The organism is Pseudoalteromonas sp. XMcav2-N, from assembly GCF_024124545.1.
Lineage (GTDB): Bacteria > Pseudomonadota > Gammaproteobacteria > Enterobacterales > Alteromonadaceae > Pseudoalteromonas.
In genome coordinates this window covers 1-19,578 of sequence record NZ_JAMXSF010000010.1, presented here as the reverse complement: position 1 = coordinate 19,578, position 19,578 = coordinate 1, and the positions used below count along the sequence as shown (strand labels likewise).

At 45.9% G+C, this 19,578-nt stretch carries 13 protein-coding genes; 12 read left to right on the top strand and 1 reads right to left on the bottom strand.

The window, feature by feature from the left end; genetic code table 11:
- Positions 1 to 1,080 precede the first annotated feature (1,080 nt).
- From NH568_RS13900 to NH568_RS13870, 7 genes are all read left to right on the top strand, one after another.
- Entirely contained in the window at positions 1,081 to 1,722 is a 642-nt protein-coding gene (locus tag NH568_RS13900; protein WP_253048234.1) for a TetR/AcrR family transcriptional regulator, read from the top strand.
- Positions 1,712 to 3,028: a hypothetical protein gene (locus tag NH568_RS13895; RefSeq protein WP_253048232.1), complete on the top strand. Its 1,317-nt coding sequence runs from the start codon at positions 1,712 to 1,714 to the stop codon at positions 3,026 to 3,028. The genes NH568_RS13900 and NH568_RS13895 overlap by 11 nt, the downstream gene beginning before the upstream one ends.
- Entirely contained in the window at positions 3,025 to 6,141 is a 3,117-nt protein-coding gene (locus tag NH568_RS13890) for an efflux RND transporter permease subunit (protein WP_253048230.1), read from the top strand. Before NH568_RS13895 ends, NH568_RS13890 begins: the two co-directional genes overlap by 4 nt.
- A gap of 1,238 nt (positions 6,142 to 7,379) precedes the next feature.
- Positions 7,380 to 7,781, top strand: coding sequence for a VOC family protein (locus NH568_RS13885; protein ID WP_253048228.1), 402 nt, complete (start codon positions 7,380 to 7,382; stop codon positions 7,779 to 7,781).
- Positions 7,782 to 7,849: 68 nt separating this feature from the next.
- Positions 7,850 to 8,857 (top strand): low-specificity L-threonine aldolase, encoded by a 1,008-nt coding sequence (gene ltaE / locus NH568_RS13880; RefSeq protein WP_253048226.1) that lies wholly within the window; start codon positions 7,850 to 7,852, stop codon positions 8,855 to 8,857.
- An 89-nt stretch (positions 8,858 to 8,946) separates the two neighbouring features.
- Entirely contained in the window at positions 8,947 to 9,174 is a 228-nt protein-coding gene (locus NH568_RS13875) for a hypothetical protein (RefSeq protein ID WP_253048224.1), read from the top strand.
- Positions 9,175 to 9,204: 30 nt separating this feature from the next.
- On the top strand, positions 9,205 to 9,432 hold the full coding sequence (locus tag NH568_RS13870; protein WP_138552014.1) for a hypothetical protein: 228 nt from the start codon (positions 9,205 to 9,207) through the stop codon (positions 9,430 to 9,432).
- Between the two features lie 78 nt (positions 9,433 to 9,510).
- Here the strand turns inward: NH568_RS13870 and NH568_RS13865 are convergent, their stop codons facing one another.
- The gene (locus tag NH568_RS13865) at positions 9,511 to 11,118 is read right to left on the bottom strand and encodes an esterase-like activity of phytase family protein (RefSeq protein ID WP_253048222.1); all 1,608 of its coding nucleotides are present in this window, start codon (positions 11,116 to 11,118) and stop codon (positions 9,511 to 9,513) included.
- 276 nt (positions 11,119 to 11,394) lie between these two features.
- Between NH568_RS13865 and NH568_RS13860 the strand changes: the two genes are divergently transcribed.
- The 5 genes from NH568_RS13860 to NH568_RS13840 all read left to right on the top strand — a co-directional run bounded on the left by NH568_RS13860 (position 11,395) and on the right by NH568_RS13840 (position 19,142).
- Positions 11,395 to 12,099: an aspartate/glutamate racemase family protein gene (locus NH568_RS13860; protein WP_253048220.1), complete on the top strand. Its 705-nt coding sequence runs from the start codon at positions 11,395 to 11,397 to the stop codon at positions 12,097 to 12,099.
- A gap of 109 nt (positions 12,100 to 12,208) precedes the next feature.
- The gene (locus NH568_RS13855) at positions 12,209 to 13,117 is read left to right on the top strand and encodes a phytanoyl-CoA dioxygenase family protein (RefSeq protein ID WP_253048218.1); all 909 of its coding nucleotides are present in this window, start codon (positions 12,209 to 12,211) and stop codon (positions 13,115 to 13,117) included.
- Between the two features lie 333 nt (positions 13,118 to 13,450).
- Positions 13,451 to 15,142 (top strand): hemolysin D, encoded by a 1,692-nt coding sequence (locus tag NH568_RS13850; RefSeq protein ID WP_253048216.1) that lies wholly within the window; start codon positions 13,451 to 13,453, stop codon positions 15,140 to 15,142.
- A gap of 675 nt (positions 15,143 to 15,817) precedes the next feature.
- Entirely contained in the window at positions 15,818 to 16,129 is a 312-nt protein-coding gene (locus NH568_RS13845; protein WP_253048214.1) for a CU044_2847 family protein, read from the top strand.
- Positions 16,116 to 19,142, top strand: a complete 3,027-nt coding sequence (locus tag NH568_RS13840; RefSeq protein WP_253048212.1) for a trypsin-like peptidase domain-containing protein — start codon at positions 16,116 to 16,118, stop codon at positions 19,140 to 19,142. The genes NH568_RS13845 and NH568_RS13840 overlap by 14 nt, the downstream gene beginning before the upstream one ends.
- The last annotated feature ends 436 nt before the right edge of the window (positions 19,143 to 19,578 follow it).

Sequence of the window (19,578 nt, the reverse complement as noted above, 5' to 3'; positions counted from 1 at the left end):
ATGCGGGATCTACTTACCGGTGGCTCGGTTTGGCAATCTTTACTCAGTAAAAAGCGCGCTGCATCTCGTTTTCTGACACTCAGCGTTATTATCTGTAGGACTTGAATTGACTGCCGAATGGTTCCCGGCTCGCTGGCCGGGATGACGAGGGTAGGTGAGGAGCTGGGGACGCTTTGGTACTGGAGGCCAATCTAACACCGGAATGAACTCATACTTCGTCATGGGGACGCTTTGGTACTGGAGGTCAATCTAACACCGAAATGACCCTATACGCGGTCATCCCGCACAACTCCCTGTCATCCCGCACAACTCCCTGTCATCCCGCACTTGATGCGGGATCTACTTACCGGCGGCTCGGTTTGGCAATCTTTACTCAGTAAAAAGCGCACTGCATCTCGTTATCTGACACTCAGCGTTATTATCTGTAGGACTTGAATTGATTGCCGAATGGTTCCCGCCTCGCTGGCCGGGATGACGAGGGTAGGTGAGGAGCTGGGGACGCTTTGGTACTGGAGGCCAATCTAACACCGGAATGAACTCATACTTCGTCATGGGGACTCTTTGGTACTGGAGGTCAATCTAACACCGAAATGACCCTATACGCGGTCATCCCGCACAACTCCCTGTCATCCCGCACTTGATGCGGGATCTACTTACCGGCGGCTCGGTTTGGCAATCTTTACTCAGTAAAAAGCGCACTGCATCTCGTTATCTGACACTCAGCGTCATTATCTGTAGGACTTGAATTGACTGGCGAATGGTTCCCGGCTCGCTGGCCGGGATGACGAGGTGATCTGGATGAAAAATTGAGGTTAGCAGGACGAAGAATAGAGGTGAGCTGGAGGACGAGCGTATCGGAAGCCGTGGAGAAGTTCAGGATCGAATCACCGAGCAGGAAGCGCCAAGCAGGCAACCTCAGCGTTGCTATTCATCAAACCACCGCGAATTGGAGAATTGTTTCTGTGGTCAAAAATTATCAGTGCCCTAGAATTACTTTATTCATCAGGTGTTGAATTAACGTTCTGCTCATTCGACTGGCGATTGACTGGTACGGAGCGAGCAGAGACATACAGGAGCATTATGAAAACCCGAGGTCGTCCCGACAAAAACGATGAAGATGGCAGAGCCCGCCTGGTGCTGGCTGCCAGACGTTGCTTTACCACGGCACCCTATTCACAGGTTACTACGCGCATGCTGGCACAGGAAGCCGGTGTAGATGCAGCGTTGATCCGCTACTACTTTGAAAACAAAGAAGGTCTTTACAAGGCTATGTTTATGGAGGTAACAGGTGAGGTTATTACTGGCATTGAGCAAGCAATTGGTGATGACAAGCCATTTGACCTGGAAGATATCTTTCACATCTTTTATGACGTGATCAAACAGTCGCCGTCATTTCCTATTTTAATGTTTAAGGAAATTGTGCTTGAACAGGGGATCTGCCGCGACTATCTGATAGACAAACTACAAAATACCCGCAAGCCGTTTTTCTTCGGCATGCTTGCCCAGTTTAAGCAGCAAGGGCTGATCAAAGATGAACTGGACGACAGGTTACTCATTTTGAACCTGATGGGGTTGTTGATTTTCCCCTGGTATATGCGTGAAGGCATGGCCAAAGCTATGGGCATTGAATTTAACGATGAGCAGCTGTCAAAAATGGCAACCCACAATGCCAATATGTTCAAGTATGGCTGTTTTAAAGAGCGAGAAAAGCATGAAGATTAACTGGCAACAAAGACGCTGGCTGTTGGTATTACCTGTGCTGGGTATTGTCATTTTAGTGGCCCTGGCGTCGGGGAAAAAGCCGCCACAAAAACACCGCAATGGCGTAGATGCGTTACTGGTCGAGACGGCTGAAGTTAAAAGTACTCTGATCGAACCTTATGTGACAGGGTTTGGCAGGGTGCGGCCAAAAGAGCGTTGGCAGGCATTGTCTGAAGTCAGTGGTCGAGTCATCTATCGACATCCAAAGCTGGAAAAAGGTAAAGCGCTTAGCGCTGGCACCGTACTGCTGAAAATAGACCCCATTGATTATGAGCTAAAGCTGGCTCAGGCTCGATCCGACCTTAATTCCGCGGAAGCCGAGCTGTCTCGTACTCAGCTTAACGATGAAAAGCTGGCGTTATCGCTGAGACTGGAAGAGCAGCGCCTGAGTGTGTTGCAAAAGGAGCTGAAACGTAAGCAGGGGCTTTTAAATTCGGGCTCTGTGTCTGCTTCTACGGTGGATGCCGAGCAGGCTAATGTTTGGGCACAAGAGCAAAAAGTCCTGGATGTGAAAAACGCCGTGGACCAGCATCCCGATAATATGGCAGTGGCACAGGCTAAAGTTAAACTGGCACAGGCCAGGCTGAGTGAGGCCGAGCGCAAACTGGCAAAAACCACCATCACCTTACCGTTTGACGCGCGAATAGCCAATGTGAACGTTGAGATGCAGCAAGTGGTTGCCGAGCGTGAAAGCCTGGTCACAGCGCACCGAACGGACCTGATGGAGATACCGGTACAGGTTGCACTCAGCGATATGCGGCATTTTGGACAATACCTGTCTCCTCAACTGATTAAAGGGGAGTTTCCGGATGTACAAACCTGGGACCTCGAAGCTGAGGCCAGTTTATATATTGGTAATAAACAGTATAGCTGGCAGGGCAAGTTAACCAGTGTGGGTGAGAGTATTGACCCTGAAGGTAATACGGTCACCTTGATTGTCGACGTAGCGTTTGATTACAAAGCTTTTGAGCCTGGCAAACGGCCACCTTTGATCAGCGATATGTATGTGCAGGTTAAAGTAAAAGGTGCGCCAAGGCCGCTGTTGTCGGTGCCTTCCGACGCACTTCATGGTCGCAGACTTTATCTGCTCGAAGACGGAAAACTGACGATCCGTCACGTTGAAGTGGCATTTGAATCCAATGGCCGAACTGTGATCAGAAGCGGTGTGCGTGAAGGTGAAGTGATAGTCGTAAGTGATGTGATCCCCGCTGTGCCGGGTCGTGCATTGCGCACTCAAAATCAGGTGAGCGAGGAGCAGACGTTATGATTGCCTACTTTGCCCGTCACCCGACGGCAGCCAACTTGCTTATGTTGGCCATTATTGTACTTGGGCTGAGCGCACTGCCACAGCTTAAGCGGGAAACTTTTCCGGAAATTGCACCCAGTCAAATTCAGGTCAGTGTGCCATATCCCGGGGCCAATCCGGAGGAATCGGAACTGGCATTATGTGTGCCACTGGAAGAAGCAATGGATGGGCTCAGCGACATAGAGCAGATCAGCTGTGAAGCGCGCGAAAGCATGGCCAAAATGATAGTCGAGATGCAAGAAGGTGGTGATATCACCCGACTGATGTCGGATGTAAAAACCGAGGTAGATGCCATCGACACGTTTCCGGACAAGGCTGAAAGCCCGGTCATTAAGGAACTTGGCCGTACCGAGTCCCTGATCACTTTGGCCATCAGTGCAGATTTACCTTCTGCGGAACTCAAAGATTATGCTGAGTCAGTTAAGCATAAGTTGCAGCGATTACCCGATATCTCTTTGGTAGAAATTCATGGTTTTTCAGATCGACAGTTACGAGTTGAGTTGTCGCTGGCTTTACTGCGTCAATATGGATTGTCCATCAATGATGTCGTAAGCCATATTGAACGGCAAAATATCAAACTGCCGGCAGGTAATTTAGAGACTCAGGGAAAAACTCTGCAAATTCGCTTTGACCAGCAAGGGGTGACGGCCAAAGAGTTGGGCGAGCTGGTGATTGCCAGCACTCAGTCTGGCGGCCAGCTAAAATTGAAAGATCTTGGTCAGATCACGGAGCGGTTTGAACTGGATGAGGCGAAAGTTGAGTTTAATGGTAAACCTGCTGCACTGCTGAAAATTAAGAAAACCAAAGCACAGGATGCGCTCGATCTGGTCGAGCAAGTGTATAAATTTGTTGAGTCAGAACGCCGGCTACTGCCTGCAGGTATTGAGATGGCATTGACCTCTGATCAGGCAAAAATTGTCTCTGATCGCCTGGCCATGTTGACGACTAACTCCTGGCAAGGTTTTCTGCTTGTCTTTGCGGTAATGTGGCTGTTTTTCACCTGGCGTTATTCTTTTTGGGTGTCGATGGGGCTACCTATTTCCTTTCTTGGGGCATTCTGGCTGATGACTGTGCTGGGCGTGAGTATCAATATGATCTCTATGGTTGGCATGCTCATGGCCATAGGTATTCTGATGGATGATGCGATAGTGATTGCTGAGAGTATTGCCAGCCATGTTGAGCGAGGTGAAAGCATTGATGACGGGGTGATTAAAGGCGTAAAACAAGTAGCGCCTGGCGTACTGTCGTCTTTTTTAACCACGGCATCAGTGTTTGTCGGGCTGGCCTTTATCGCCGGTGATATTGGTCAAATCATGAAGGTGTTTCCGCAAATGCTGCTGGCTGTGCTGGTGGTGAGTCTGGTCGAGGCTTTCCTTATTTTGCCCAATCATCTGTTGCATTCACTGCATAAAAAACAGGATGAGCCGGAGTCTGGATTCAAAGCTCGGTTTAATCAGCGCTTTGAACGCTTTCGCACAGAGGTACTGGTTGAATGGGTTGAACGTGTGGTGACTTACCGTTATGCCGCAGTTGGTGGGGTACTGGCGCTGTTCTTCCTCAGTATTTCTTTAATGGCGGGGGGATTTTTAAAGTTCAAAGCGTTCCCCGAGCTGGAAGGCGATATTCTTGAAATGAGACTGCTGATGCCGCAAGGCACGCCGTTATACGAGACTGAACAGCTGGTTGCCCACGCAGTAGATGAACTTAACAAACTAAATCAGGAGCTTACACCAGTGCAACCTGAGCAGCAGGCGCTGGTGCAAAATGTGATAGTTGAATACAACAACAATCAGGATGCCGGTGAAGAAGGGACCCATGTTGCCACTGTACGTGCCGATTTGCTCACGGCTGAAACGCGCAATACCAGCCTGCTGGTACTTCAGGATCGCTGGCGTGATGCAGTCGGTGAAATCCCGGGCGCGCTGGCGCTGGCCTTTAAGCAACCAGCAGTTGGCCCAGCCGGGCGGGCAATAGAGATCCGCTTGTATGGCAATGATCTCGCCATGTTATCGAGTGCCTCGTTTGAAATCCAGCAGGCGCTGGCCGAGTATGATGGTGTGCAAAATCTGATGGATGATCTGCGCCCGGGTAAGGAGGAGTGGCTGGTGCGTCTGTTGCCGGGGGCTATGTCTTTGGGTGTTGATGGGGCAACGATTGCCAACCAGCTCAGAACCGCTTTTTTCGGTCAAAAGGCCGATGAGTTTCAGCGTGGAGACGAAACTATTGAACTGGACGTACGACTAAGAAAAGAAGATAAGGCATCCTGGTGGCAGCTACAGAATTACCCAATCACACTGGCCGATGGCAGGCAGATCCCGTTATCGGCAGTGGCAGAGCTTATCCCGGCCCGGGGCTATGCACGGATTAATCGGGTTGATGGTCAACGTTCGGTGACCATCATTGGTGATGTTGATGCTGCGATTGCCAATACCGGCGAGATAATTGCCGCGGTCGACAAAACTGTCGTTGCCCAGCTGCTGGATAAGTATCCGTCTCTGTCAGTAAGCTATGAAGGTGAGGTGAAAGAAGGGGGCAGTACAGGTTCATCTATCGGTAAGAAGTTCCTGATGGGTCTGGTCGGTGTGTTTATCATTTTGAGTTTTCAGTTCAGAAGTTATATGGAGCCTGTGATGGTCATGCTGGCTATACCACTGGCTCTGATTGGCGCACTTTGGGGGCATGTGTTACTGGGCTACGATTTTACCATTCCCAGCATGATGGGGTTTGTATCCCTGGCGGGCATTGTGGTGAATGACTCCATTTTGTTGGTCACCTATATTAAGGAACATCAAAAGGAGGGGCTGGATGCCCACCAGGCTGCGGTGCAGGCCGCACTAGAAAGGTTCAGAGCGGTATTTATCACCACCGCAACCACAGTCGCAGGCATGCTACCGTTGCTACTGGAAACCAGCTTGCAGGCGCAAATCTTACAGCCGCTGGTGGTGAGTTTGCTCTTTGGTATTGCGGCTTCGTCTTTCCTGGTGTTGTTTATTTTGCCCTGTCTGTATGTGGTCCTTGAAGACCGAGGGCTGGCGGCACAACATCACCTGACTGAATCGCAGGTAAGAGCTTAGGTTGTTCATTTGATTACCGTACTTGGTACTGTAGGCCAATCTAACACCGGAATGACCCCATACGCGGTCATTCCGCACAACTCCCTGTTATTCCGCACAACTCCCTGTTATTCCGCACAACCCCCTGTCATCCCGCACTTGATGCGGGATCTACTTACCGGCGGTTCGGTTTGGCAATCTTTACTCAGTAAAAAGCGTACTGTATCTCGTTATCTGACACTCAGCGTTATTATCTGTAGCACTTTAATTGACTGACGAATGGTTCCCGGCTCGTTGGCCGGGATGACGAGGGAAGGTGAGGAACTGGGGACTCTTTGGTATTGGAGGCTAATCTAATACCGAAATGACCTCATACTTCGTCATGGGGACGCTTTGGTACTGGAGGCCAATCTAACACCGGAATGACCCCATACGCGGTCATCCCGCACAACTCCCTGTTATTCCGCACAACTCCCGGTCATTCTGCACAATTTCCGGTCATCCCGCACAAACCCCTGTCATCCCGCACTTGATGCGGGATCTACTTACCGGCGGTTCGGTTTGGCAATCTTTACTCAGTAAAAAGCGTACTGTATCTCGTTGTCTGACAGTCAGCATTATTATCAGTAGCACTTTAATTGACTACCGAATGGTTCCCGGCTCGTTGGCCGGGATGACGAGGGAAGGTGAGGAGCTGGGGACGAATTGGTACTGGAAGCCAATCTAACACCGGAATGAGCGCATACTTCGTCATGGGGACGAATTGGTATTGGAGGCCAATCTAATACCGGAATGAGCTCATACGCGGTCATTCTGCACAACTCCCGGTCATCCCGCACAACCCCCTGTCATCCCGCACTTGATGCGGGATCTACTTACCGGCGGTTCGGTTTGGCAATCTTTACTCAGTAAAAAGCGTACTGTATCTCGTTATCTGACAGTCAGCATTATTATCTGTAGCACTTTAATTGACTACCGAATGGTTCCCGGCTCGTTGGCCGGGATGACGAGGGAAGGTGAGGATCTGGGGACGAATTGGTACTGGAAGCCAATCTAATACCGGAATGAGCGCATACTTCGTCATGGGGACGCTTTGGTATTGGCGACCAATCTAACTCCGAAATGACCCCATACGCGGTCATCAATAAAAGAGCCACTTAGTTTATAAAAAGTCATTGACCTAAATCTAAGTTGAGGTTTTATCTTTGCTGCACTTTCAGCGCAATACCGCGTATGAAAAATAAAAAAGGATAAAAAATATGAACTTAAATCAGGTCACATTGAGCGTTAACAATATGGATGATGCTGTCACGTTTTATCTTAAGCTGGGTTTTATACAAATTGTTGATACGCCCCATTATGCACGCTTTGCGTGTCCACAGGGAGATGCGACTTTCTCTTTGTCCCTGAGTGCAGACGAAATCATTCATAACACCACCATTTATTTTGAGCATCAGGCACTGGATGAATGGGTCGCACTGATTGAATCGCGGGGCATTGCGTTGTTGCAGGCACCCACCGAAGAGTCATACCTCTGGCGCGAAGCCATTGTGGCAGATCCATCAGGTAATAAAATCAAATTATACTGGGCTGGTGAGAATCGCCTTAATCCGCCATGGCGGGTAGAAAAGCGTTACAGCGATCTGTGTAACAGCCTCTGACTTGTATAAAGGGTAAAAATGTTTTCTACTGGCGCTTTAGTTTATCGCTGCAAACAGGAAAAACGACAATGATAGATTTCAGATCCGATACCGTGACCAAACCATGTAAAAACATGCTTCAAACTATGCTGGAGGCAGAAGTAGGGGACGATGTATATGGCGATGACCCGACGGTAAACCAGCTTGAGCAGTTTGCAGCGCAGCGCCACGGGTTTGAAGCGGCGGTGTTTGTGAGTTCCGGCACACAGGCTAACCTGTTGGCCATTTTGGCGCATTGTGAGCGTGGTGATGAGTATTTGTGTGGGCAAAGTGCGCATAACTATCGCTATGAAGCGGGTGGTGCAGCGGTACTGGGATCGGTGCAGCCGCAACCTGTTGAAAACGAATCTGATGGCAGTTTAGACCTGAAAAAGCTGACAACGTATATAAAACCGGATGACTTTCATTTTGCCCGTACCAAGCTGCTTAGCCTGGAAAATACCATTGGCGGTAAGGTTCTCAGCCTGGATTATCTGGCACAGGCACGTGCCTTTTGTGATTTACACAAACTGCAGCTACATCTTGACGGCGCCCGGGTATATAACGCGGCAGTAGCATTAGAGGTCGACATTCGGGCAATCGCTCAGCATTTTGATTCTATGACAATTTGTCTGTCAAAAGGCCTGGGCGCTCCAGTTGGCTCTTTACTATTGGGAAGTAAGGCGCTGATTTACAGGGCTAGACGCCTGAGAAAAATGTTGGGAGGTGGTATGCGCCAGGCAGGTATACTCGCTGCAGCAGGCTTGTACGTACTGGAAAACAACGTCGAGCGTTTATGTGAAGATCACCAAAATGCGCGTTATCTGGCTGAGCGACTTAATGAAGTGGATGGATTCAATACTTCGGCTTATCAGGTGCAAACCAACCTGGTCTACGTGGATGTTGCCAGTGAAATTGATATTCATAAGATTGCTAAAAAGCTGGTCGAGCAGGGGATCCAAATTACCCCAGGATATCAGGGGATGAGGCTGGTGACCCACCTGGGTGTTAGCCGTGCAGATATAGATACCCTAATTAAGGTGCTCAAAGCGCAGTAGCCTCCAGATACTGGGTTGTTGTATGGTTGTTTTGTTGATTAGTTGTTTTTATTGTGTTAACAATGGGTTTTAATATAAGGAACATTGTAATGAAACTGACTCTCAACAAGAAAAAACTCAAAGGCCTGACAGCTGACAGCAATGCTTTGCCTGGTGAAATGACACCTGAGGTTGCGGGTGGTACGTATACCAACCATCCGATCCTGTGTTACCCAACGATTGACCCTGCCTGCAATACCGACATACAGCAGGGTTGCCCAACCAATGGTGACTGCTATACCGCGTATGGAGATCAGTACTGCCGGATCCCCGCATAAACTCAATATATAGTATAAGGAAAATAAGCCATGAAACTGACACTTAACAAGAAGAAGCTCAAGGGTTTGACAGCTGACGACAAGTCGTTGCCAAACAATATGACACCAAAAGTAGCCGGCGGTTATCCGACCGATTTTGCACCTTTATGTGGACCAACTATGCAACCGCATTGTAATACGGCGGTCTTTTATGGTTGCCCGACTAATGGAAACTGCTATTCAAATGAGTTTATGAACTGCCCCGATCCAAGCATCTGATTGTTCAAAAACTAAATAATAAAAGCCAGGAAATCCTGGCTTTTAACGTTATTGGAGCCGTGTAAATTCGGTAGCAAGTTAATTGGTCACCAGGGTAAGGTTTTCAAATAAAAAAAGTCGATTACTGTCTACTTGTGTTTTGCCTGTATCCAGGTATTTTTGCTCAAGTACACCATCGGTGGACCAAGTCGCAAAGTCGTCATCGTTTAGTACACCCAGCCTTGTGTTATCAATCAGCCACATGCCTTCGAGTTTGTCGTGTGGATAACCAACCTGATCAATCAGATCGAGTACCAGAGATTTAGTGACAGGCACAATCCCAGCGTCACTCAGTGCTTCCCAGCCTTGTTCCATGATCACTTCTTCCAGTGTTTTGCCTGAAATAACCAAACCGAGCGCGTTATCTTGCGTTATCAACGGCGATGAAGCGATTTCTTCCAGGTTAGTGGCGTCACTGAGGTTGATTTTATAAATGCGTTTCATGGCATCCGGGTTGGTGCCATAAAATGCGCCATCTCGCTCAATAACCAGAAACTCAGAGTCAGATAGCGCAACGATACCAGAATTTGAATTCTGGTTCTTTTCCTGTTTGTACAGGTATTGTCCCACTGCTTTGGTTTCCAGGTTGACGGTTACAATACGAACGATATCTAAATCTTTGACAGTCTTGGAGGGGTTATACAGGGTAGACTGCATTATACCTACCAGTGTTTTTTCGTCTGGTGTGATTGCCAGGCCTTCCATGCCTCGATTGGCACGTCTATTGGCAAATTCAGCTGGCAGGTGTAGTGCAACCCGGTTATCTTCTGCGAATGCGTTAATTCTTGCCAGTTCAACGCCGTTGGCATCAAAGTGGACAATATGTGGGCCATATTCATCACTGACCCAAAAACTACCATCTTTTAAGGCAACCAGGCCTTCTCCGTCCAGGCCATAATCGTCTAGTTTGAGCGGGTTATCCTGCTCATGATACGGCTGAGAGTTATCAACCAAAATGGGCGCTCCTTCTGCTGTATAGGGGGTTTCTCCTGTGCCCCCGAGATCAGAACTATTAGGCAGACCGGTAATTGGTGTGCCATCAGGGCGCTTGAGTAAAATTTCTTTTAACTTGACTACGCGACCGTTGCTTTGCAGCTCAAATAAGCCGATGCGGGGCGTATAGTCGGGGGTCGGAAACTTCTTACCTTTACCGTATTCCCCGGTATATGTGGCATTGGGTCCGCGGTCAGTCAAAGCATAAAACTGCGTTTTGTTGGTTGGGTGGGCTACCATATCCGAACCATAACCGCCATTTCGGATTTCGAAGGTGCTGCCTGCAATATCGCCGTTTTGCAGATCACTGCGTAGCGCGGTATGAGGCAATGCAGAACCTTGTGCTGAAAGCGGAGATGGTTGGCACACATAATTAGTCTGGGTGACTTCCACGCCACTGAGTTGGTTATCACTGTTAATGTCGACACCTGAGTGCAACGCTATGCCCCCAAAGTAGCATTGGGGATCACCCATGGGCAGGGATACCTGACTTAACAGGCTGGTCAATCCTTTCGCACCGGTATTGCCATTTACGCCGTTGATGCCATCTTCACCGTTAATTCCAGCCTGCCCGTCTTTTCCATTATCACCATCGCAGGCCGCAAGGGCGAATATCACCGATAAAGCCAGCAGGGGTTTTGTACTAGGTTTCATTGTCGAATCCTTTTAATGATTGTCGCCAGAGTTTGCACATTCTGGCTGATTGAGTTTTGGGGCGAATACAAAACAATCTAAACGGGTACAATAACGAATTGATGACAGGACTTAGCCAGAGCATTGAAACAATTGATATATTGACGAGCGGTGAGACAGGCCTGAAGAAAATACCGCTGGCACGGGCTGAGCTGCGGCTGATATAAAAAAGCTGCATTACTCCGTTCATTTGTGAGAGTCTGGCAATATCAGAACAAACACAATGGGATAGCAACAATGAAGACAATCGGATTGATAGGCGGTATGAGTTGGGAGTCAACGTTAAGTTACTACACTTTGCTTAATGAAGGGGTAAAAGCACAGCTGGGGGGCTTACATTCGGCCAAAATTGTTTTGGTCAGCGTTGATTTTGCAGAGATAGAAGCGCAGCAGCACAAAGGTGACTGGCACGGTGCGGCTGAGTTACTGGCTCAGGCGGCACAGTCTGTCGAAGCTGCGGGGGCTGACTTCGTGTTGATATGCACCAATACTATGCACAAAGTAGCAGATCAGGTTCAGCAGGCGATTTCCGTCCCCTTGTTACATATTGCCGATGCAACCGGCCAGGCGCTGGTACGAGATAACATAAAGAAAGTCGGGCTGCTCGGTACACGTTTTACGATGCAGGAGACTTTTTATCGTCAGCGGCTGGAAGACAAGTACGCTCTGGAAGTCTGTGTGCCAGATAGTGCCGATCAGCAGCGCGTTCATGATGTGATATATCAGGAACTGTGCCTGGGCAAAATATACGACAGCTCTCGGGACGAGTACTTAAAAATCATCGCGGCACTGAAAGCCGCCGGTGCCGAAGCGGTTATTTTGGGTTGTACTGAAATAGCCCTGCTTATTGGCGATGAAAATCTGGAAATACCGCTTTACGATACCACGAGTCTGCATGTACGAAGTGCGCTTAATTTATCGCTTGAACCAGAACAATCATAGCCCAGGGTCGTAAAACACGAGTACAAAGGCGTAATAAAGCGTAATTGCTATTTTGGTGATGATAAGTAATGCTAAGTTATTGGTTAAAGGACAAAGAAAGAGTCAGGTTATGGCATCAATAGAAAAACAAAAGCTGAGCTTTTATGCACAAAATGGGTTTGTTCGCTTTGAGCAGGCGTTGTCACAAGACTTGTTGCAGCGCTTGAGAGATTTGTCTGTCAAATTGGAAGCGTCGGCAAAGGAAGATTTGGCAAAAGGGGCATTACGCAATCAGTACTATTTGTCTACTGAATCTGGCGAACCGAAACTATTTCGTTACAATGATCTGCTGTTTGATGACCCTGAGCTTGTTTTAGATTTGCTTGCCAGCCCAACTATGATGGCGATTTGTGAGCAAATGGTGGGTGAGGGCTGTGTGCCTATGCAGCTTGATTTGGTATACAAATATCAGCATCCCCATCCACATATTTCCTGGCACCACGGTGCACCACATCCCAGAAATTATCCGTATCTCAATGTTGGCGTTTACCTGGATGATGCGGATTTGGATGATGGCTGTCTGCGTTATATTCCGGACTCGCAACATGAGATTTTAGATATCTATGAGCTTTCAAGTCAGTATGGCTGGAACATTCCCGGCGTCGTGCAGCAACCGGCGAAGGCGGGGGATATTTTGGTGCAGGATATGATGATACTGCATAGTTCTGAACCGAAAAGAAGTGAAGGGCCACGGCGCACTATCTATATCGAGTTGCGGCCTGTTGCCGGCATCGCCGAAAGTGAAAAGCAATCTGCACAATGGGCTGAGCTCAGAAAGCAATGGATGGCACATGTGATTCAGGCGACTGCGCCGGAAAATGTGCCTTCAGGTTGGCTGGACTATTATGGTAAACCTGAGCATGACCTGACAACCCTGGTTAACTTGATTAAAGATAGATGGGAACCGGCAATCCCAGCCGTGTGGTCTCATCAAAATGTTGAACACCCGGATTACCCTACACCGGCAGATTTACGCTGATACCTCGGGGTTTTACTCGATTCCATCTGCATGAGGTTGGTAAGACGCACAAAGTTGCCGACCTCCTGACTCCACTTAGTGTGATATTCCTGACACTCGCTAATATCGGTCCGGCTCCCAACTAACGGGTGGACCGAGTGACTTACCATTGCTGCTTTCAATAATAAGCCATTTCTTCTCCCGCTATTTGATGGATTTATATACTGAACACGGAGTTTTAGGTCACTAATTATTCTTATTTTTATGCTTTATATGAATTTTTTATGTTTTTATTAAAGATTTCATATTTCAATTGTGTGACAATGATGCGGCTAAATTAATTAAGGAGTAATTATGAAGTTAAAATCTCTTACCTGTTTTGTTGCCATTGCCGCAAGCGCTCAAGTCACGGCATTTACCCAGCTGGGCGGCAGCGGGGTAATGCCCATTGGCCATGAATGGTTAACCCGAACCTCAGCTCTTGAGCTTTTGTCACAAAACACTCAGGTAGAAGATGCCAATGACCCTCGTCTGAGCTGGAACAAAGGCTTAGCAAAATCAACAGAGCTCAATATCGCGCAAACTGAAGTCGCAAAAATTCTTGCCAGTCGTCGTAATGACAACACTTATTACTCAGAATATGACGCAATCTTCGCGGCGATAGTCGGTGAGCGCTGGGTGGATATTGCCGGTTTTAATGTCACCAATGCCAGTATCGATCCCACAGGTCCAAACTGTTTTAATGCCGTCGCTCAGGAGCCTGCTGACCTGCAGCAGGATCACTTTATGCGTCGCTATGACGATGTGGGTGGAGCGGGTGGTGTAGATGCCGCAAAGCGCGGACAAGCCCGGTTTATTGACCATTTCGTCAATGCTGCCATGGCGCAGAGCAAGCAGATTAAAGTGTGGGATGGGGGAGGCTATGCCAGCGCGGTAGAGGTGGATCATAACTACTTCCTGTTTGGTCGGGCTGTGCACTTGTTTCAGGACTCATTTAGCCCTGAGCATACGGTACGTCTGCCTGAAGACAACTATGAAAAAGTCTGGCAAGTAAAAGCCTATTTGTGCTCCGAAGGAGCTGAGCAGCATACCCATGCCACCGGCGACGCCATCAGTTATGAAAGTGGCGATGTGATCTGGTACCCGGGCACGCGTACAGATGGCAGCTGGGATGGTTATAGGCCCAGCAATATGAAGCCCGTAGCGCTGGTGGCACTGGAAGCCAGTAAAGATCTGTGGGCAGCATTTATCCGCACTATGGCAACGCCGGTTGAACAACGTGAAACGTATGCACGTACGCAAGCTCAGATGCTGGTTGATGCCTGGTTATCATTTGACGAAACCGCCATGCGTCAATGGTATGATGACGAAAGCCGTCGCGATAACACTTATGTACTGGCACCGGGGGAATCTGGCAAAGGGAAGTCTCTTGAACAGTGTATGGCAGAGCTGAATGTTGGGACCGTCAGCCAGCTAGAGCGTGTCGCTCAGTTGGATGAAGAGCGCCGTCAGTGCTTGTATAATGTTGAAGCCGTAGAGGGCTATGAAGACCTTAACGATCCTCTGATGGATATACCTTACAACTGGCAATGGAAATCAACTTTCTGGAAAACAGCCCCTGAAGGCTGGCAAGCCCCAGACTTACCTGCGGATGCGGGCCAGGCCATGATCCTGAAAAGTGCAGAGACAGGGCTGGCGGTATCAAGCGAGTCAGGTCTGGAGAATCATGCCAGACTTAAGGCCAGTGGCAATACGCCTGTCGAATTCATTGGTGTGACCGGTAAAAACCAGCAAGTGTATTTTCGCGCCAGAGAAAATGCAGGTCTGTTCCTAAGTTACAGTGCCTCTTCAAGCGGCTACGTAAAGCTTTGGGATTCTGCAAAAGACTCGGGGTTTGACCTGATCGATCAAGGTGGTGTGTGGAATCTCAAAAGCACGCGTTGGGAGCAATATGTCTGGCTTGATAGCAGTTCGCAGCAACTGCACCTGAACCGTCATGGTAAGGCCAGCAATGACAACGCGAAATGGGTGTTCAAATACCAATAATGTTTGTGAGTGCCTGAAAGTCAGGCACTCACAATATAGCACCGATATTCAAAGTTTTGTCGATGGCGCGAGTACAAGATTTACCACAGCGCGTCTGTAGCTCGCGTCAATGCATTTTGGATTACCCGAGGCATGACTCTCGCAGTGTTATACCGACCAAAAAGTTTCTCCATAGCTTACATGGCGACTTTCGCGCGCAGCTTCTCAATTGAATCAGGTTCCAGAAACCGGGCTAGTGGATTCTATATTAACTCATTTATCAAGTTTTAACTTTGACGGGATCTGAGTACTGATTCGCAATGAATCACAGCGCATACCAAGGGTTTGCAACAACAGGTAATCTGCGAAAATGGAAGGGTTAAGTTACAATTGAACTTCCGATTGCAGGCAGTAAGTATACAACTACTGCTTGCTTACACTCTATACAGAGTGGCTTTTTCAAAAGCACCACTTGAGATACATCATCCGTCTACTTTGTAAACTTTTATTCCCTTGACTTAAGAACTTAATTGTCTATTTTTAAACCAGAAAAGTTTTCAGATTGTTAATTGTGATACATTGGTTTTTACACCCCAACAAAGTTTTGATTTATAACTTAATCATTCATTGTGTTGGGTAGATGTTTTTCTGGTAAATATTTCAAATATTTGAACACGATGCTAAGGAGAGAGATGAATGACTACACTTAGGTTTGATGAAGGAATTGAGTTTGAATTGGACACAAAAGAATCTGGTTTCTCCGACATTAATAGTCAATCCAATTCCGTGGGTACAGTGAATAAGCTGAAGAATGCTCTTGAGACAGTAATGATCCCCGTAGTGAACACATTCAAAGAGTTGAACAAAGATATAGCAATGGAGTCAGCCATTGTAGAAGTTGGAATGAAAGTAACTGGAGAGGGGAATTTTATTGTCGCGAAAAGTGCAATGGAAGGACACGTAAAAGTATCAATGACGTTTAAGGCTTGTGATCATGAAAATGAATGACTCAGTTGTGATGGTACATGATGAGAACAAAACAATTACAGGCACAGGTTTTTCTATAAAAGAGGTTGAAAATGGAAGCTACGTCGCCACGTGCTACCACACTGTTGAGAAAATACTAAAATCACAGTTAGCCCCCATTGTTAATGGTATTGCGTGCGATTTGGTTTCGTCATTTCATGAAAAAGGCGTTGACCTTGCCGTATTATTTTTACCAAATTGTAAGATTAGGGCGATTCCGTTGGCACATACGCGGGTTGATGGGGAAGCTGAGGCTAGAGTGTGTGGGTGGTGTTCATTTAATGGTAATCAGATAGAAAAAAAAGAAGTTTCTTCCACTGTGCGAGTTAATAGTAATGTTGTTATATGTAAGGATGGTGGACATGAAATTAATTATCTGAAGTTGACATCGAATGAAGAGTTTTTGCCTGGTTATAGTGGCTCCCCTATTTTTTGTGTAGACAAGAAAAATGTTATTGGGGTTCTGAGCTGTAATCTACATTTGGAGAACAGTGTTAACCCATATGGTGTATCTTCAGAGTACCTGATGAAGTTTTTAGATGAGATTGATGAGCCTAATTTAGAATGTATGCTAGTTGGCAAAACTTTTGAAAAGAATGTGTTTGAGAGTAACAATAATGCTGAACTTTCTAAGCGGCTTCTTGGGTGTGAAAATTTTAAAAAACTTCGACACAATCTGGTTGATATTAACAATGATTGTTCAAGTAAGACCTTAATTGAGTTTTCTGGTCTTCCCGGTGTTGGAAAGTCAGTCGTTGCTTCTTATATATATCACTACTGTAAAAATAGTAGTGAATCTCAAGTTCATTTCATCGATCTAATGAGTATCGAGAAGGATATAATTTTAAAATTAACTACAAAAGAAAGGTTTGAAAGGTCTCTAAATTTATTAGGTAATACATCCCAAGATGCTATTTATATCTTTGACGGTGTGGATGAAAAAGTAGAATTGTCAGAAGTTGTTTTTGACTTTATATCGAACGACTTTATCTGCAATGTTATTATTTTCAAAAGAAGTTACAAAGGTATATCTCACTGCAATGATCGAGTAGGTTTTCAATGTATATTTTCCAGGCATTACCCATTTGAGGTTGGTCTTCCAATAGATAAGATTAATGAGTTGGAGTTAAACTTACTTACTGATTTCTCATGTTGTCAAGACATTAATAATGAGAAGTATGTATTTGTCGCGGCCCAGCTGTTGATTCGTTGGTTTTTCGAAAGTAGAAATAATATTCGACTGCTCAACTTGTTGATAAAGTATGTTCAAGATTCTGGGGTTTCAGATTTTGACGACTTTAATAATTCTGATAAATATAATGGCTCGCTTTTTTTGGAGTGTTTCTTTAGAGATTATGTTGAGCGCTTTGGTGAGCACTTTGACTCGGCAGATGAAAATATGAAGAATGCTGCCAATTTTGCATATCGCTTTCTGGTTACAAAAGATCCCAGTCAATCAAGAGGGAGGAATAATTTACTCATTAAACGTATAGCCACACAGAGCTTTGAAATGCTGGGTTGGTTATGTGCTAGTCATATTTGTGATGCAATAAAAAAGATGTATAAAGAGAGCCTAAACGGAATAAGAAGTGGCTCTCGTTATATGGAGTTAGAGAATGTATATCCTTACTTAATAAATAAGCATGCCAAAAATATCATTCTCAGAGAAAATCAAAGTGAGTTTGTTGATGCAATTATATCTATTTATGACTTTTCAGGTAAGCGGCTTCAGGCATTTTTGTGCTATTTGCTGGGTCGAGTCACCAAAGTAGACTTAAAGCAAAAGGCAACGAAGTTTCTTTTAAATGCTAAAAACCAGTTGAAAAACATCGAAAAAAGAATGGTTCTCGGTGATTATAAAGATGAAGACTTAGTGTTGCATAGAACGATATATATCAGTTTGATATATCTAAATCAAAAGTCTGATGAAGAATATATAAAGTTGATAGCTTCAAGTAAGTTGCTTGACTCTGTTAATAAGGGTTTTCATTTGTCCTATTATGGTGATGGGGACTATATCCAGGATAATGATATGGTCGCTAAAGACGCCAATCAGAGCTTTAAAAACACCTTGCGCCAAATAGAACAAAAAATCTATATTGCCAAAGATGGGAATGCTGAATCTCTATTTAACCTGGTTGTTTATACTCTGTTTTCTCTCGCACTTGGCAGGCTGCAAAGGCGCACGCTGAGTCAAACGGACAATAATGGGAAGTTAAAAGAGCTTGCTGAAATAGCTCTTAAAATTGATGGGCTACTTGATTTTAATCGAAGTGTTTTGAAGGCTTTTTTATTCTACTACAATAGTAGTCTACCTCCATTTTCAGAATCTCTGGTTCAAATGTACAAACTGAAAGAAACTCCAAGGACGGGATGGAATAAAGAGGTTTTGAGCGATAAAATTGTTCGAAGAATTAGGGGGGCAGAGTCTGTTTCATCTCATACAGACTTTGCCGTTAGGTTAGCACAAATTTATTTGCCTTCTAATCAGCAAATGGAAAAACTGATTAAAAGTGGAAAAATCACAGATAATAAGTACTTAAATTATGATAAAAGTGACATCATTATCCAGTTGATAAATCATGATTTGGGAGAGTATTATGCCGGAGATGTTGTTGATTTTGAACGAACTGAAGAGTCGAATGAGAGAGAGCATGGCGCGGTATTAAAAATAGCACTTACAACAACGTGCGGAGGTTCGGAGTTGCTTGCTGATCCGTACGAAACGGTGTACAAGCCTTGGTTAAAATTCAATAGGAATTTTTTCGAAGATGATGACTTACCAGATATTAATACTTGCATAGCAAGGGACTTAGATTCGCTTGAGTGTTTGATACAGTTAATTCTATATAAAAAGAGGCCTGATTCTGTTATATCAGACTATTCAAACTTTAAGAAAGACTTGATCGGGGGCGTTAAAACAGTTTTATGTAGGCATATAATGGAAGAGGTAGTTTTTCCTATTGAAGATTCCCAGGAAGGTGCTTTTAATTGATGTAGATGAGACTGTATTACCTGTTTATTATGAGCGTCATTAATCGATTTTATTTAGTCAGAGATAAGGTCTGATTTGAATGCTCCTTAACTGCTAAATTTCACCACTTATGCTGCTGGCTTTCCGTGGGCCAGCGCTAACCAACATTTGTGCGTCGTGTTAGATTGCTTGAACCTTGTTGCCAGGCAAGTAGACTAGTCGATTTGTCAGATGTTTGGTTTGTTTTTCTACATTGATTGTAATTGAGTATATTCCTATATGATGTTTTGCTAGGGAACAGCTTTGACACACTTCAAGGCTATCGGTGTAGCACGGCGGGATCACACTTTGTAAAAAGGCTTTAACACCCGCCGCTTTTCTGATCTAATAACGCCCACTTTTATCACCATCTACTTGTTAATTATGTCATTATTTAGCCACCTTGAACTTGTTGAAG

Bases quoted from the DNA above. Each gene is read 5' to 3' on its own strand.
- NH568_RS13860 (WP_253048220.1), top strand. From the start codon at position 11,395: ATGAAGACAATCGGATTGATAGGCGGTATGAGTTGGGAGTCAACGTTA.
- NH568_RS13885 (WP_253048228.1), top strand. From the start codon at position 7,380: ATGAACTTAAATCAGGTCACATTGAGCGTTAACAATATGGATGATGCT.
- NH568_RS13895 (WP_253048232.1), top strand. From the start codon at position 1,712: ATGAAGATTAACTGGCAACAAAGACGCTGGCTGTTGGTATTACCTGTG.
- NH568_RS13840 (WP_253048212.1), top strand. From the start codon at position 16,116: ATGAAAATGAATGACTCAGTTGTGATGGTACATGATGAGAACAAAACA.
- NH568_RS13890 (WP_253048230.1), top strand. From the start codon at position 3,025: ATGATTGCCTACTTTGCCCGTCACCCGACGGCAGCCAACTTGCTTATG.
- NH568_RS13900 (WP_253048234.1), top strand. From the start codon at position 1,081: ATGAAAACCCGAGGTCGTCCCGACAAAAACGATGAAGATGGCAGAGCC.
- NH568_RS13845 (WP_253048214.1), top strand. From the start codon at position 15,818: ATGACTACACTTAGGTTTGATGAAGGAATTGAGTTTGAATTGGACACA.
- NH568_RS13850 (WP_253048216.1), top strand. From the start codon at position 13,451: ATGAAGTTAAAATCTCTTACCTGTTTTGTTGCCATTGCCGCAAGCGCT.
- ltaE (WP_253048226.1), top strand. From the start codon at position 7,850: ATGATAGATTTCAGATCCGATACCGTGACCAAACCATGTAAAAACATG.
- NH568_RS13875 (WP_253048224.1), top strand. From the start codon at position 8,947: ATGAAACTGACTCTCAACAAGAAAAAACTCAAAGGCCTGACAGCTGAC.
- NH568_RS13855 (WP_253048218.1), top strand. From the start codon at position 12,209: ATGGCATCAATAGAAAAACAAAAGCTGAGCTTTTATGCACAAAATGGG.
- NH568_RS13865 (WP_253048222.1), bottom strand. From the start codon at position 11,118: ATGAAACCTAGTACAAAACCCCTGCTGGCTTTATCGGTGATATTCGCC.
- NH568_RS13870 (WP_138552014.1), top strand. From the start codon at position 9,205: ATGAAACTGACACTTAACAAGAAGAAGCTCAAGGGTTTGACAGCTGAC.